The organism is Deferrisoma sp. (assembly GCF_054681715.1).
In genome coordinates this window covers 1-14,656 of sequence record NZ_BAAHFQ010000080.1, presented here as the reverse complement: position 1 = coordinate 14,656, position 14,656 = coordinate 1, and the positions used below count along the sequence as shown (strand labels likewise).

General features: G+C 73.1%; 10 protein-coding genes. 4 read left to right on the top strand and 6 right to left on the bottom strand.

Annotated elements, in window-relative coordinates; translation table 11 throughout:
- Positions 1 to 377, bottom strand: a 377-nt coding sequence (locus ACY0I8_RS11505; protein ID WP_461394866.1) for a sigma-54-dependent transcriptional regulator, incomplete at its 3' end; no start/stop codon positions are given.
- The gene (locus tag ACY0I8_RS11500; protein WP_461394865.1) at positions 377 to 2,257 is read right to left on the bottom strand and encodes a two-component system sensor histidine kinase NtrB; all 1,881 of its coding nucleotides are present in this window, start codon (positions 2,255 to 2,257) and stop codon (positions 377 to 379) included. The genes ACY0I8_RS11500 and ACY0I8_RS11505, both read right to left, overlap by 1 nt.
- 113 nt (positions 2,258 to 2,370) lie before the next feature.
- Between ACY0I8_RS11500 and glnE the strand changes: the two genes are divergently transcribed.
- From glnE to ACY0I8_RS11480, 4 genes are all read left to right on the top strand, one after another.
- The gene (glnE, locus tag ACY0I8_RS11495; protein ID WP_461394864.1) at positions 2,371 to 5,268 is read left to right on the top strand and encodes a bifunctional [glutamate--ammonia ligase]-adenylyl-L-tyrosine phosphorylase/[glutamate--ammonia-ligase] adenylyltransferase; all 2,898 of its coding nucleotides are present in this window, start codon (positions 2,371 to 2,373) and stop codon (positions 5,266 to 5,268) included.
- A gap of 546 nt (positions 5,269 to 5,814) precedes the next feature.
- Positions 5,815 to 7,713, top strand: coding sequence for a DUF4388 domain-containing protein (locus tag ACY0I8_RS11490; protein ID WP_461394863.1), 1,899 nt, complete (start codon positions 5,815 to 5,817; stop codon positions 7,711 to 7,713).
- Positions 7,710 to 7,853 (top strand): hypothetical protein, encoded by a 144-nt coding sequence (locus ACY0I8_RS11485; RefSeq protein ID WP_459940901.1) that lies wholly within the window; start codon positions 7,710 to 7,712, stop codon positions 7,851 to 7,853. Before ACY0I8_RS11490 ends, ACY0I8_RS11485 begins: the two co-directional genes overlap by 4 nt.
- Before the next feature lie 78 nt (positions 7,854 to 7,931).
- The gene (locus tag ACY0I8_RS11480) at positions 7,932 to 9,188 is read left to right on the top strand and encodes a multiheme c-type cytochrome (protein WP_461394862.1); all 1,257 of its coding nucleotides are present in this window, start codon (positions 7,932 to 7,934) and stop codon (positions 9,186 to 9,188) included.
- An 84-nt stretch (positions 9,189 to 9,272) separates the two neighbouring features.
- Here ACY0I8_RS11480 and rfaE2 read toward each other — a convergent pair whose 3' ends face one another.
- The 4 genes from rfaE2 to ACY0I8_RS11460 form a co-directional block, all read right to left on the bottom strand.
- A complete protein-coding gene (gene rfaE2 / locus ACY0I8_RS11475) occupies positions 9,273 to 9,797 on the bottom strand; it encodes a D-glycero-beta-D-manno-heptose 1-phosphate adenylyltransferase (protein WP_461394861.1) in 525 nt (174 codons plus the stop codon).
- A 20-nt stretch (positions 9,798 to 9,817) separates the two neighbouring features.
- Positions 9,818 to 11,434, bottom strand: coding sequence for a LysM peptidoglycan-binding domain-containing protein (locus ACY0I8_RS11470; RefSeq protein ID WP_461394860.1), 1,617 nt, complete (start codon positions 11,432 to 11,434; stop codon positions 9,818 to 9,820).
- A complete protein-coding gene (locus tag ACY0I8_RS11465) occupies positions 11,431 to 12,903 on the bottom strand; it encodes a hypothetical protein (RefSeq protein ID WP_461394859.1) in 1,473 nt (490 codons plus the stop codon). The genes ACY0I8_RS11470 and ACY0I8_RS11465 overlap by 4 nt, the downstream gene beginning before the upstream one ends.
- Positions 12,904 to 12,970: 67 nt before the next feature.
- A partial coding sequence (locus ACY0I8_RS11460; RefSeq protein ID WP_461394858.1) for a pentapeptide repeat-containing protein occupies positions 12,971 to 14,656 on the bottom strand: 1,686 nt, incomplete at its 5' end.

Sequence of the window (14,656 nt, the reverse complement as noted above, 5' to 3'; positions counted from 1 at the left end):
TTCTCGACGGCCCGGTTCACCACCTGGATGAGTTCGCCCACCTTGAACGGCTTGAGGATGTAGTCGTAGGCCCCGATCTTCAGGGCCTCGATGGCGGTCTCGACCGTGGCGAACCCGGTCATCATGATCACGATGGACGGGTGGCCGGCCTTTCGGATTTCCCGCAGGAGCTCGAGCCCGCCCATGCGGGGCATCTTGAGGTCGGTGACCACGACGTCGTAGGGGTCCTTCTGGGCGAGCTCCCAGGCCTCGTCCCCGTCGGCGGCCTCGTCGACGCTGTAGCCCTGCTCCTCCAGGATGTCGGCCAGGACCCCGGTGATGTCCTCTTCGTCGTCCACCACCAGCACGCGGGGCCGGTGGGTCCGTTCGTCCTCCATCACGCGCTTGCTCCTTCAGACGGCGAGACGGGTTCTTGGTTCGCCGCCCTCCCCTCGGGCCCGGCTCGAAACGCAGGCAGCCGGACCCGCGCCACGGTGCCCCGCGGGGCGCGGGGTTCCAGGCTCAGTTCTCCGCCCAGCCGGCGCACGATGCCCAGGGCCACGAACAGCCCCAGCCCCGTGCCCTTGCCGGCCGGTTTGGTCGTGAAAAACGGCTCGAACACCCGCTCCCGATGCTCCTGCGGGATGCCAGGGCCGTCGTCCTCCACCTCCACCCACACGGCGGCCCCGGACGAGCCGGTCCGGACCCAGATCGTCCCCCGGCCGGCCACGGCGTCGCGGGCGTTGGTCAGAAGGTTCAGCAACACCTGCTCCAGTTCCTCGCGGTTCCCGAGCACCTTGGGCAGATCGGGGGCCAGCTCTTCCACGAGGCGGACGTCTCCCCGGGAGAGGTCGTACCGGGCGAAGGAAAGGGCCTCGGCCGCCACCTGGTTCACGTCCACCGGGTACACCCCTTCGTCCCGGGGCCGCACAAAGCTCATGAGGTTTCGCACGAGCCGGTGGATCCGGTCGACGCCCTCCCGGATCCGGCGGGCCCCTTCCCGGTGCTTGGGCTCCTCCAGGCGCATCTCCAGGAGCTGGGCGTAGGAGGACACCGCGGTCAGGGGGTTGTTGATCTCGTGGGCGATGCCCGCCGCGATCTGGCCCACGGTGATGAACTTTTCGTGCCGCTCCACGGCGCGGGCGAGTTCCCGTTCCCGGGTCACGTCCCGGGCGTAGGCCACGGCGGCCACCACCTCGCCCGAGGGGCCCACCAGGGGGCACGCCCGGTAAAGGTAGGTGCGCCCGTTCCAGCGCAGCTCCGTCTCGGCCGGCGGGGCATCCGGGCCGGCCTCGAACACCCCGGGAACGGGGCAGCCCGAGCACGGCCCGGCCCCCCCGTGGAGCACCTCGTGGCACCGCCTGCCGATGAGTTCCCGGGGGTGAACCCCGGCCAGCCGGGCCAGGGCCCGGTTGGCCCGCCTGATCCGGAACTCCCGGTCCAGGATCGCGATGGTGTCCGGGATCGCATCGAACGTGCGCTCCCACTCGTCCTTGCCCACGCTCAGGGCCTGGTACAGCCGGCTGCGGCGAAGGGCCTCCGCCCCCTGGGCCGCGAAGAGCTCCACGAGGCCCTTCTCCCGGGAGCCGAACGACCGGCCCCCGGCCGACCGGACCCGGAGGTGTATCGGCGGTTCTTCCTCCACCGGCACCCGCGCCTCGGTCCAGGCCTGGGGCGTGGGGCGGAACGCGGGTCCGGCGGTCTCCGGCACCAGGGAGGTTTCCGCGCCGGGCAAGATCTTCTCCAGGGCCCCGGCCAGATGGTCGAGGATCTCGCCGGGCACCTGGCTCTTCACGAACACCCGCTGGGCTTCCACCAGGGCCTCGAGGCCCCGGGTGTGCTCCTCGAGTTCGTCGTAGAGGTCCCGGAGGTTCTCCTGGCTGGCCCGGAGCTGCTCCATATAGGCCGCGAGCTGGGCTCCGGTGGCCTCCTGCTGCTCCCGAAGCATCTGGCGCATCCGGGCCCGCTCGGCCAGGCCCCGAAACCGAGCGGCCCGAAGCGCCTCGGGATCGTCGGGCGAAACCGCCTCGTGGGCCCCGGCGGCCACGGCCTCGGCCACCCGACCGGGTTCCTCCACCACGGCCGCCACCAGGGCCTCGGGCCAGCGGGCCCGGGCCTCGCGCACGCGCTCGGGCACCGAGGCCCCCGACGCGGTCACCAGCACGAGGGCGGGGGCGTCGGCGGCCGGGGAGAACCCGGCCGCCCCGAGCTCGGGCTCGAGCTCGGGGCGCCGGGATCCGGCCCAGGTAAACGGCAGGCTTTCGGTGGTGTAGGCCATGGGGTGTGGGATCTCCGTTGACCCGGCCGAGCCCCGGCGGCTAGTCTGCGCCCCCGGGGGGCCCGGGAAAGGCTCGACATCATATCCAGAAATCGGCAGGGGATGCCAACGACATGAGCCCTGAATCCGCCCCGGGCCGAAGCCCCCTCGTCCCCGCCCATCCCCGGTGGGCCGACGAGGGGCTCGAAGCGCTGCGCGACAGGGGGGTGGACCCGGCGCGGTGGCCCTCTTCGGCCGCGGCCGCACTCGCGGGGGCCCTGGGGGCGAGCCCTGAGGTGGGGCGGTGGGTGCGCCGGCGCCCCGAGTTGGCGCTGCGACTTTTGGAGCCGGACCTGACCCGGGCCCTGGGTCCCCAGGACATCCGGCGCCGGATCGACGCGGCGCTCGAATCGGGAGAGGCCCCCGAGGTTGCGCTGCGCAGGGTGCGGGCCGAGGAGATGCTCCGGATCGTGGCCCGGGAGGCCGCGGGGCTCGCGCCGGTGCCCGCGACCGCGGCCGAGGTGAGCGCGCTCGCGGAGGCCGCGGTGGACGCGGCCCTCGGGGTGGCCTGGGCCGAGGCCGGTCCGGCCCCCGGCCGCCGGATCGCGGCCCTGGGCATGGGGAAGCTCGGCGGGCGGGAGCTCAACCTGAGCTCCGACGTGGACCTCGTGTTCCTCTACGACACCGAGGGGGAGGATCCGGACGCCGACCGCTTCGTTTCGCGGATCGTCTCCCGGGTGGTGGAGCTCCTCGGCCGGGTGACCCCGGACGGGTGGGTGTTCCGGGTGGACCTGGGGCTTCGGCCCGAGGGCCGAACCGGCCCGGCCGCCCACTCGGTGGAAAACGCGGTCCTCTACTACCAGTCCTGGGGCCAGACCTGGGAGCGGGCGGCGCTGTTGCGGGCCCGGCCCGTGGCCGGCGACCGGGCGTTGGGGGAGCGGTTTCTGCGGGAGGTGGAGCCGTTTGTGTACCGCCGCAGCCTCGATTACACCACCGTCGAGGACCTCAAGGAGATGAAGGCCCGGATCGACCGGGCCGCGGCGCGGCGGTTGGGCGGCCACGACCTCAAGCTGGGGCGGGGGGGCATCCGGGAGGTGGAGTTTTTCGTCCAGACCTTCCAGTTGATCCACGGCGGCCGGACCCCGGCGGTGCGGGGCGGAACCACCTGGGAGGGGCTCGAGCGCATCGCCCGGGCCGGCATCGTGGAGCCCGAGGTCGCCCGGCGACTGGCCAATGCCTACGGGTTCCTGCGGGGCCTCGAGCACGCCGTGCAGGCGCTCCATTTCCGCCAGACCCATCGGTTGCCGGCCGATCCCGAGGAACTCGGGGCCCTGGCCCGCCGCATGGGGTTCGACGGCCCCGACCGGGTGAGGCTCCTGGAGGAGGCGTTCGAGGAGGTTCGGGTCGACGTCCACGGGGAGTACGGCCGCCTGATGCACGGGGCAAGCCGCGAATGGGAGGAGGGGGACGATGCCGAGGCCCAGGCGCTCCTGGCCCTGCGGGAGCGCGAAGAAGGCCTGGAACGCCTGGCGGCGGCCGGGTTCCGGAACCCGGGCCGTGCGTGGGAGGGGTTGGAGCGACTCCGGGGCTCCGGGGGGCGGGTCCCGCCCTCACCCCGCAGCCGCCGGATCCTGGGCCGCATCGGGGCGCGGCTCCTCGCGGAGGTGCGGCGGTCCCCCCACCCCGACCAGGCCCTGGAGTATCTGGGGGAGTTTCTGGATTCCTCGGGGGCCCGGGCCTCGTACCTGGCGCTCCTCGAGGAGAACCCGGCCACCGCCCGGCTGCTCGTGCAGCTGTTCGGGACGAGCCGGTTCCTCTCCCGGTACCTGGTGAACCACCCGGAGCTCCTGGACGAGCTCGTGCTCGGCCCCGGGGCTCCCGAGGGCCGGTCGCCCGAGGATCTGGTGGGGGAGCTGATGGCGACCCTGGAGGACATGGACGACGAAGAGGCCCTGGATGCGCTTCGTCGATTCCGCAACGCCGAGTTCCTGCGGATCGCGCTCCACGACCTCTGGGGCGACCTCCCGCCGGAGGATGTCACCCGCCAGGTGACCCGGGTGGCCGAGGCGTGCCTGGCCGCCGCGCTCGCCCGGGCGGGGCGGAACCTCCGGAAACGCCACGGCAAACCCCTCCTGGCCGACGGCCGCGAGGCACGGTTCGCCGTGCTCGGCATGGGGAAGCTCGGGGGGGAGGAGATCGACTACCATTCCGACCTGGACGTCGTGTTCGTGTACGAAGGGATGGGCGAGACCACGGGGGGGGCGGGCCGCCCGCTCTCGAACGCCGAGTACTTCGCCCGGCTCGCCCAGCGGCTTATCACGGCGCTGAACACCCGGACCCGCGAGGGGGTGGCGTTCCGCATGGACGCGCGGCTCCGGCCCTCGGGGAACGCGGGCCCCCTGGTGACCTCGCTCGAGGCGTTCGAGGCCTACCATCGGGGGGAGAGCCAGACCTGGGAGAGGCAGGCCCTGATCCGGCTCCGGCCCGTGGCGGGAGACCCCGAGCTGGGACGCCGGGTGCGGGAGATCGCGGACGAGGTGCTCTACGCCGGCCCTCCGGCCCGGGACCCCCGGCCCGAGATCGCGGCCATGCGGGAGCGGATCGAGCGGGAGGTGGCCCGGGAGGAGCGGGGACGGCTGGACCTCAAGGCCGGCCCCGGCGGCCTCGTGGACGTGGAGTTCGCCGTGCAGGCCCAGCAGCTTCTTCACGGGTGGCGGAACGGGGCGGCCCGCAGCCCGTCCACCCTGGCCGCCCTGGAGGGGCTTCGGCAGGGGGGGGCCGTGTCGGCCGGGGACGCCGAAGTCCTGGAGGAGGGGTACCGGTTCCTCCGGCGGGTGGAGGCCCGGCTCCGGATCCTGTCGGAGCGCCCCACCGATCTCCTGCCCCGGGACCCGGACACCCTGGCCGACCTGGCCCGGGGCCTCGGGTTTCCCTCCGGCGAGGCGCTCGCGGAGTCGGTGGGGCGGTGGAGGGACCGGATCCGGGCGGTGTACGCGAAACTCATGGATCTCGACCGGGCGGACGATCGGTAAGATCGGTCTGAGCCCTGCGGCCTTCGGCCCCGGAGATGGGGCCTCCTGCAGGGTAGCCCCTGACAAGGAGTCCGGATTCCAAGGAACTTCGGTCTACGGTCGCCGGTCCTCGGTCCCCGGTCCTTTGGCCCAGACCGTGGCGATTCACCTTGTGGCCGAAACGGAGAAGTTATTAACCCGGCGTCAATACAGGCGCGCAAGGAGATCGCGAGGGCATGGGGCCTGCTTCCGGCCGTGCGTGAGTGCGGCATCCGGCTTACGCTGCATCCGGCACTCAGCCGGATGGATGGAACCATTTGGGAACTCTGGGTGTTTTCGTCAGTCCGTTTGGCCGGAAGGGTCCCAGTCGTTGGCTGAGTGCCGGATGCAGCGACTGTAGGAGCCACGCCCGGCGCTCCAGCAGGCCCCATGCCCCCGGCCGTGGCTATTTAGCCGCCGGAGTAATAGTGTTCTAGTGAACGGGCCGCGCGCCGCGGCCTACGGGAGCCTTCCAGGATCTTCGCGGCCAGGCCGCCTCGCCGTCCGGCCGCCCAGCGGAAACAGCCCATGCGGAAACGAGTGCTCATCGTGGATGACGACCCGGGGACCCAGGGGCTCCTCGTGGAGATGCTCCGGGAGATCGAGGGCGTCGAGGTCGAACCGCTCATCGCGTTCACGGACGAGGAGGGGTACCAGAGATTCCTCGAGGTGGGGCCGGATCTGGTGCTCCTGGACCTCCTCCTTCCCCGCAAGGGGGGGATAGACCTTTTACGGCGGATCCGGGCGCTCCGGGGGGGGCGGGAGGCCGCGGTGATCGTGATGAGCGCCGTGTTCCGGGAGGCCGACGTGCGAGCCGAGGCGGTGGGGGAGCTCGGCGCCCTCGACTTCTTCCGCAAACCCTTCCACCTGCCCTCCGTGCGGGCCCGGTTGTCCCAGGTGCTGTCGCCCCGGGAGCGGCCGGCCTACGTGGCACCCCTGTTTGGAAACGGGAAGGGGACGGCCTCGTCGGGCACCCTGGCCGCCGTGGAACTCCCGGCGGTGCTCCGGGACCTGGCTCGGAACCGGGCCGACGCCTGCCTCGACCTTCGGATGGGCCGGGTGCGAAAGACCCTTTTCTTCCGGGAGGGCCGGGTCGTGTTCGCGCTTTCGAACCGGTTGGCCGAAACCCTGAGCCGGTTCCTCTTGGCCGAGGGGATGATCGACGAGGACCTCTACCGGCGGGGCCTCGAGGCGATGCAGGCCGAGCGCCGGCGGCTCGGGGAGTTCCTGGTGGCCGAGGGGGCGATCCACCCCGACGCCCTCCACGGAGCGCTGCGGCACAACCTTTGGGAGAAATGCCTCGACGTGTTCTCCTGGCCCGAGGGGGAGTTCCGGGTCGGCGAGTTCCGGACGCCCCCGGCCGAGGTCCCGGGCCCCCCCTTCGAGGTGGACCGCCTGGTGTGGGAGGGGGTGTTGGGGCGGTACCCCTACGAACGGGTGACGGCGGCCCTGGCCCCCTACGAGGGGATCCCCATTGGGCTGAGGGGCGATCTGTTCGACCTGGCGGCCCGGGTGAGTTTGGAGCGGGGGCACCTCCAGTTTCTCCACATCGTGCGCCGCCGCCATGGGGAACCGTTGGGGCGGCTGCTGGCCGAGGCCCAGGGAGAGGCCGAGGTGCGGGTGCTGTACTACCTGCTGGTTTACGGTCTGCTGGGGGCCGCGGACCAGGAGGGGGAGGACCTGGATCTCGCGGACCTGGAACGGGTGCGTAGGGCGCGCCGGGAGCTCGACGCCCTACGGCGTCGCAACTATTTCCAGGTGCTGGGGGTGCGGGTAGGAGACTCGGACGAGGCGGTCCGCCACGCCTACCTCCAGAAGGCCAAGGATTACCACCCCGACGTCCTCTCGCCGGGGGAGCCCGAGGCCCTCAAGGGCATCTATGGCGAGATTTTCCGGTTGGTCCAAACCGCCTACGACGCCATCAAGACCCAGGCCCGGCGGGACGAGTACCTGCGGTTCCTCCAGGGGGCCGAGCCGGAGTCGAGGGACGCGGAGGACATCCTTTCGGCCGAGGCCCGGTTCCAGGAGGGCCGGCAGTTGTTGCGGCGGCGACGGTGGGACGAGGCCGCCCGGGCCTTCGAGGAGGCGCTCGCCGTAAACCCCGACGAGGGGGAATACGTGCTCCACCTGGGGCTCGCGCGGCTACGCCAGGCGGCCGCCGGCCGCGACGGGGCCCTGGCCGAGGCACGCGCCCTCTTCCAGCGGTCTGCGGAACTCCTTCCCGGGGCGGCCGAGCCCTGGTTTCGGCTTGGCCGGCTGGCGCTTCTGGACGGCGACGCGGCCGGGGCCCGACGGTCGTTCCGGGAGGCCCTGCGGCGAGACCCGCGCCACACCGACGCCCTGCGGGAGTTGCGGCGCCTCGACCAGGAGGACGAACGGCAAAAGGCGAAGGGGCTGGGGCTTCTTTTTCGCGGGAGACGCACATGACGCTGGGACGGCTGACCGGGGGGGTGTTGGCGGTGGCGCTCGCGCTGACGGTTTCGGCCCGTGCCGTGCCGGGCCGGGAACCCACTCTTTTGCTCGCCTACACCTCGGGCGTCCGGGGCGAGATCGAGCCCTGCGGGTGAAAGAGCGGCAGGTTCGGGGGTCTCGCCCGAAGAGCCGCGAAGATCTCGGAACTCCGCAAGACCGGGGATCTGCTCTACGTGGACGCCGGGGACGCCCTCTTCCGCGCGCCGGCGGTGCCGGCCGGGGAGCCGGGACGGCCCCTTCGGGAGCGGGCGGCCCTGGTGGCCCGGGTGCTGGTGCGCTGCGGGGCCGCCGCCGTGAACGTGGGGCGGCTCGACCTGGCGGCCGGGTTGGGGTTCCTCGAGGCCCTGGCCGGGGGATGGGGCGTGCCCTGGGTCTCGGCCAACCTCTTCGACGCCGAGGGGCGGCGGACCTTTCCGGCCTGGCGGATCGCGCGATGGGGGGCCGGCGAGGTGGGGATCGTGGGCCTCACCCGGCCCTCGCCGGGTGACGACGCCCGCCTCGGCATCCGGGTGGACGATCCGGCCGAGGCCCTTCAAACCGCGCTGGGGGAGCTCCGGGGCCGGGGCGTGGAGACCGTGATCGTGCTCTCGAACCTCGGGCTCGAGGCCGAAAAGGATCTGGCGAAGCGGGTTCCCGGGGTCGCGTTTCTGGTGGGCGGGGGAACCTACCCCTACCTTCCCGAGCCCCCGGTGGTGGGCGACACGGTGATCCTCCACGCGGGGGATCGGGGGCGGTTCCTGGGGGTGCTGGAGACCGACGCCGCGAGCCTGGGGCGGTGGCGCGATCCGGTGAATGGGGCCCAGGAGGAGATCTGGCGGGCGCGGCTCGCCGCGGCCGAGGCCGAGCTCCAAAACGCCCCGCCTGACACGGCCCCCGCGGTGCGAAACACGTGGGACCGGCAGGCCGCGGTGGCCCGGGCGGCGTTGGAGCGCCTGGCGACCGCCCGGGCACGGTTCACCCACCGCATCGTGCCGCTCGCGCCGGGCGTGCCCGAGGACCCGGAGGTATCCGGGTGGGTGCGCAGGGTCACGGGCAGCCCCCCGCCGGTGCCTCCCCGGCCCGCCGCCCCCGCAGCCCGGGCCACCCACACGGGTTCGGCCGGGTGCCGGGGGTGCCACCCCCGGGCGTACCGAAACTGGGTCAACACCCCCCACGCCAGGGCGTACGGACCGCTCCGGGGCAAGAAGCCCGATCCGGCCTGCCTGGAATGCCACGCCACCCGGATGGTACGGGAGGGGGGCGCGTTCACCGAGCCCACCGTGGCCTGCGAGGCCTGCCACGGGCCGGGGGTGAACCACCGCGGCCGGGGGAACATCGTGCGCTCGCCCCCGCCCGCGACCTGCCGGCGGTGCCATCGGGGCTACCACAGGGGGGAAGATGCCTTTGATTTTCCAAGGGCCCGCGACGCGATCCGGTGTCCGGAAGGCTAGGCGGCTAGGCGGCTGGGAGGCTGGGAAGCGGGGAAGCTGGGAGGCTGGGAAGCGGGGAGGCGGACGGCGTTGGGCCCCCCCGTTCTACCGCCCGCGCGTCCCGGCATCTGCGTGCATCGCCAGGATCCGTTCCACGATGCCGGTGGTGGATTTTCCTTCCACGACAGGGATCGTGACCACCCGGCCGCCGCGCCGTTCCACCACCTCGCGGCCCACGATCGCCTCGGGCGCCCAATCGCCCCCCTTCACGAGCACGTCGGGGCGAACGGCCTCGATGAGCCGCAGGGGGGTGTCCTCCTCGAACACCACCACGTAGTCCACGCTGGCGAGGGCGGCGAGCACCGTGGTCCGCTCCTCCTGGGTGCACACGGGCCGGGTGGGGCCCTTGAGCCGCCGCACACTGGCGTCGCTGTTCAGCCCCACCACCAGGCAGTCCCCCAGGGCCCGGGCCGTCTCCAGGTAGCGCACGTGTCCGGGGTGCAAGATGTCGAAGCACCCGTTGGTGAACACGACGGTCTCGCCGGAGGCCCGCCGCGGGGCCAGTTCCTCGACGAGCCTTTCCGCGGACAGGATCTTTTGGTCGATGGGGGTGGGGTGGTGGGAAGGCATGATCTACTCCCGGGGGTGGCTCACCGCTCCACGACCCAGGGCAGGAGCCCCTCGGCCCGAAGCACCGGCCACAGGGCGGGCGAGAGCTTCGCCTCGGTCAGGAACAGCTTCTCCCCGGCGGCCCGGGCGGGGTAGAGTCGTCCGGTCAATCGCTCGTCGTCGATCACGAGGCCGGGTACCCGCAGCCGCACGGCCTGGCCGGCCGGGGCCTCCACCGTGGTGGCGGCGTGGGGCACGCCCAAAAGGGCCAAGATGTCCCGGAGCACGGCCAGGTCCGAGACGCCCTCGGGCCACCGCACGGTGAAGTACCCGGCACGCCGGAGCAGATCCTCCAGCCGACCGGCCCCGGGCGGGGGCACGGCGTAATCGAGGCCGGACCACCGAAACCAAAGCTCCGGCCGCACCCGGTACCGGACGCCGCCGGCGAGGTCCAGGTCGAGCTCCGGCCGCACCCGGTGGGGAACCCCGAGGGCCGATAAGAGCGCGGCCGCGCCGGCGGCCCGGTCGGCCATGGAAAGGGTGGTCGGCCGAAACCCGCCCGGCTCCTCACCGGCGCGGGCCGGGAGGGCGGCGCCGAGCCGGTGGAGCTCCATGCCGAGCCGGCGCACCTCGGCCGCGAGCGGGGGCAGCACCTCGCCGCCGGCCCGCAGGAACACGTGGACCTTTCCCTCCCACAGGTCTTCGGGCCGGGGCACCACGGTCCACCGGGCCAGGATCCAAAGCTCGGCCCCGCCCCCCAGGGCCACCGTGCGGGGCCCCTCGGTGAGCTCGTGGAACCCCAGGTGGGGCAGGAGCCGCCCGAGCTGGGTTTCGGGATCCGGGTCCACCCCCCGCACCACCGTGTATCCCCAGGTTCGCCCCACCTCTTCGGCCAGGGCCGGGGCCAGACGCTCGGCCGGGTCGAGGAGCACCCTCGCCCCCGACGGCCCGGTCACCAAGGGGAAATCCGTCGCGGGGAGCCGGAGCGTGCGGCCCCGTCCCAGGGGTAGAAAGGTCTCTCCCGAGTCCGTGACCCGGCAGCCCAGTTCCTGGAGGAGCCCGAGGACCGTGGTGTGGGAGGGCGGGATCTCAACGGGTTCGGGTTCGGCGCCGTCGGGACTCGTGAGCTCAGCGGGGATGCGGAGCCGCTGGCCGACGTAGAGGCGGTTGAGGTCCCGGATGCGGGGGTTCGCCTTGGCCACCGCCTCCAGGGCCCGGGGCATCTCGTCGCGGGTGACCCCGAACCGTTGCGTGAGAACCTTCCATAGACTGTCCCCGGGCTGCACCGTGTACGTCTGCTCCCGGGGCGATTCCTCCTGCGGGGCCAGGCGTTCCTCGATCTTGAACGGCACCCTCACCCGCTGGCCCGGCCGGAGCCGGTCGGGGTCGACGCCGGGGTTGAGCTCCCGAAACGCCTCCACGAACGTCGGTAAGGCCTCGGCGTCCACCCGGTACTCGGTGCGGAGGATCCTCCAGAGGCTCTCCCCCGGTTGGATCTCCCGGGTTTCCACGAACACGGAGCGGTTCCCCCGGCGCTCCACCGAGAGGGTGCGCTCCAGCCGGATGGTGGTGCCCGGAGGAGGAGGGGCCTCGTCGGCCGGCCACGCGGGAACCGCGAGGGCGAGGAGGAGCGCGGCCGCCGCCCCGCGCGGTTTCACCGGCCCAGAACCTCCAGGAAGCACGGGCCGCCGATCCACAGGTCGTCCTGGAAGTCCTCGATGTTGGCCCAGGAGGCGCGGGCCACCAGCGCCCTGTTCGCGTCGTACTCGTACCGGAATTCGATCGGGGTGTCCTCAGCCGTGCTGGAGACCTGGATGGCGTCGGGCCCGGCGGTTTCCGAGAACCGAAGCGTCCGGCTGAACACCCCCGGATTCTCGGTTTCGGGAACCTCCTTGTCCTCCCCGTTCACCTGGACCTGGATCGCGCCGCTCCCGGCCGCGGCTACGTCGAGTACGATGACCCGGGCGGTCGTGCCGAACCCCAGGTACCGGGTGTTGTCGATGGAGAGGAACCGGGCCACCAGGGCCTCGACCCCTTTGTCGGTGCCGAACCAGATGTTCCCGGCCGGGTCCGCGAAGACCTCCAGGGTGGTTTTGGTCAGGGACGGCACGGGGGTTCCGTTGCCGTCGGCCGCCTGCTCCCAGTCGGACAGGACCGCGCCATCCCACAGGGCGAACCAAGCGCCCTCCCCCCCGGCCGCGACCCACACCGCCCCCTCCACCGCGTCGAAGGCGAGGGCCCGGGATTCCCCGGGGTCCACGCTGTCGGGCAGGGCCGAAGTGACGCCGGGCGTGGCCGTCGGGGGATCGACCAAGGAGGCGGCACCGTAGGACCACACGAGGACTTGGTTGTTCGTCTCTCCCAGGATCCAGAGGTTCCCGTCCCCGTCGAACGCGAGATCCACCAGGGCCGAGATCCCGCCGGGGAGTTGGAGGGCCGTCGGGGTGCCCCCCGAGTCCACGAGTCGCACCTGCCCCCCCGCCAGGTAGGCGGCGGTGGTCGGGGAACCCGGGGGCACGGCCACGGCTGAAACCGCATCGCCGTCGGAGTAAGGGCTGTCCGCGGTCTCCTGGGGGGCCTGGCCCGACACGTCCCACTCCCGGAGGCCGGCGTTGGTGGCCACCCACACCCGCTGGGTTCCCGCCGAAGCGAGGTCGTTCACGCGCTGGGCGTCGTCCTGCCCCTGGAACAGGGTCGCGTCTTGGGGGAGCGAAAGCCCCGAGGTCGAAAGCACCCGGCCGTACTGGAGGCCCATGGTGAACCCGGCGAAAAAGTACTCGTCGTTTCCGATCTGGGCGAAGGCCACGGCCGTCGCGGTGTCGGAGAGGAGGCCGTCGGTTTGCCGAAACGGAAAGAAGGTGGCCCGGCCGAACAGGGTGGCGGGTTGGGCCGGGTCTGCGCCCGCCGCCGGGGCGAGGGCCGTGATGCCGCTGGGGGTGGCCACCCACATCCGGTTCGCCCCGTCGGCCGCAAAGCCGTTGACGCCGGCGGTCGCCAGCGGAAGCCCCAGGGTCGAGAACGACCTTTCCGGCACGTGGAGGTGCAGGTCGTACTGGGCCCGGGCGCCCGCGGGCGGGATCATCAGGGCGGCGAAAAGAAAAAAGATCGGGGCTCGGAACGGTCTCATGGCGGCTCCTCCGCGGAAAAGGGCCTTATAGCACGCCCATTTCCGGGGCTTCAAGCGACCCCGAGGGTCAGCGGTTGCCCCGGCGCAGGAGGGGGGTGATGTCGGCGATGGGGTTTTGGCGCAGGTCGATTGCGCACGAGGCCGGTAGCCGCGCGATGGGGGAGATGTCGCGGATGCGGTTGCCGGTGAGCCGCAGTTCCCGGAGGTTCCGGAGCTCCGCCAGGGGCCCGATGTCCGCGATGGCGTTGAACGAGAGGTCGAGGCGCTCGAGTCCGGTCAGCGCCTCGATGCCCCGGAGGTCCTGGACGTCCGGATCCCCCCCCTCGGGGGTGGCGCAGTCGAGGCTGCGGAGGCGGGCCACGAGGGCGGGGACGAGGGGCCCGCCCGGCTGACCCAGGGCCCGGCGCACGCACGCCTCCAGCGCGGGGTCGGCAAACGCCACGCCGGTCGGTTTCGGCGGCCGGGGTGCGGCCGTGGGCCGGGGGGGCGCCGCCGGGGCGGTTCTCTGGCGGCGCCGTTCCGGTTTCAGGGCCGATCGGGGCGCCGGTTTCGGGGGAGAAGCGGGGGAGGCGTCGTGCTCCGCCGGGGCAGGCCGGGGCCCGGGGGAGACGGGGCGCGCTCCCTCGGCCGGGGCGGTCCGGTCCGATCCGGTTTCCGAAGGACGGCCCCCGGGAGACTCCGGGACGACCGGTGTCGGGGACGAACCAACCGGCCCGACGGGTGGGGGTGCGAGAGCGGGGACGTCCTTGGCCGCACCGCGGGCTGCCGGTCCGTTCGGAGCCCGTTCGCTTTCCGCCGCGGCTCCCGGCGGTTGGAGGGCGACCTCCGGCTCCGGCGACGGCGGTCCTGCGGTGACGGGCTCCACGGGGCTCCGGCTCGCCGCCATCCACCCGGCCGCGGCCACCGCGAGCCCCAGCGCGGCGGCCGCGAGGACCCAGGGGGCCCGCCGCCGCAGCGCGGGCGTTCGGGATTCCGGCGGTGCCGCCCCGGGGACCGGGGTCGGCTCGGGCTCCTGCTTCGGCTCGGGCGCCCTCCGGGCCCCGGGCAGCAGGGCCCCCGAGAGGTCGGCCCCCTCGGTAAGGGCGCTCCCTATGTCGGCCCCCCGCAGGTCCGCGTCCCGGAGCGACGCCCCCGCCAGATCGGCCCCGGCCCACCGGCTGTGGCGGCAGGTCGCGCCGTCGAGGCGGGCCGACCGGAGGCGCGCGCCCCGCAGATCGGCGTGGAGGAGCCGCGCGCCGGTGAGGTCGGCGCCCTCGAGGTCCGCGTCGCGCAGATCGCTCCCGGAAAGGTCGGCCTTGCGGAGGTCCAGGTGGGAGAGGTCGAGTCCCCGGAGGTCGAGGTGCGAAAGGGGCGCGCCGTTTCTCCTCCGAGCCTCCACCTCCGCCCGGGTGGGTTTCCGGAGTTCACGTTCCAACTCCCGGACCCGCGCCGGCCAGGCGGCCGGTGCCTCGGCCCGAAGTTCCTCGGCCTCGGCCCTGCGGCCCATCTCCACCAGGACCGCCTCGGTCCGGAGCGCCGCGGCGTCCACGTCCCCCTCCGGGCCGGAGAGGGCCTGCTCCAGCTCCTTGCGGGCGGCGGCGAGCACGGCCGCCCACTCCGAGGGGTAGCGCACCCCGGCCACGGCTTTGCGGGCCTCCGCGATCCGGGCCACGGTGGCCACGAGGTGGCGGCAGGTTTCCTCTTCGAGCCCGGTGACCGCGGCCACGTCCCTCGGGGGCGCCGACGAGAGCACCTCAAGCTTGGCGATGCGGGC

What these genes read in the sequence shown, in the direction of transcription:
- ACY0I8_RS11490 (WP_461394863.1), top strand. Translation starts at nt 5,815, where the DNA reads ATGCGGAAACGAGTGCTCATCGTGGATGACGACCCGGGGACCCAGGGG.
- glnE (WP_461394864.1), top strand. Translation starts at nt 2,371, where the DNA reads ATGAGCCCTGAATCCGCCCCGGGCCGAAGCCCCCTCGTCCCCGCCCAT.
- rfaE2 (WP_461394861.1), bottom strand. Translation starts at nt 9,797, where the DNA reads ATGCCTTCCCACCACCCCACCCCCATCGACCAAAAGATCCTGTCCGCG.
- ACY0I8_RS11500 (WP_461394865.1), bottom strand. Translation starts at nt 2,257, where the DNA reads ATGGCCTACACCACCGAAAGCCTGCCGTTTACCTGGGCCGGATCCCGG.
- ACY0I8_RS11465 (WP_461394859.1), bottom strand. Translation starts at nt 12,903, where the DNA reads ATGAGACCGTTCCGAGCCCCGATCTTTTTTCTTTTCGCCGCCCTGATG.
- ACY0I8_RS11485 (WP_459940901.1), top strand. Translation starts at nt 7,710, where the DNA reads ATGACGCTGGGACGGCTGACCGGGGGGGTGTTGGCGGTGGCGCTCGCG.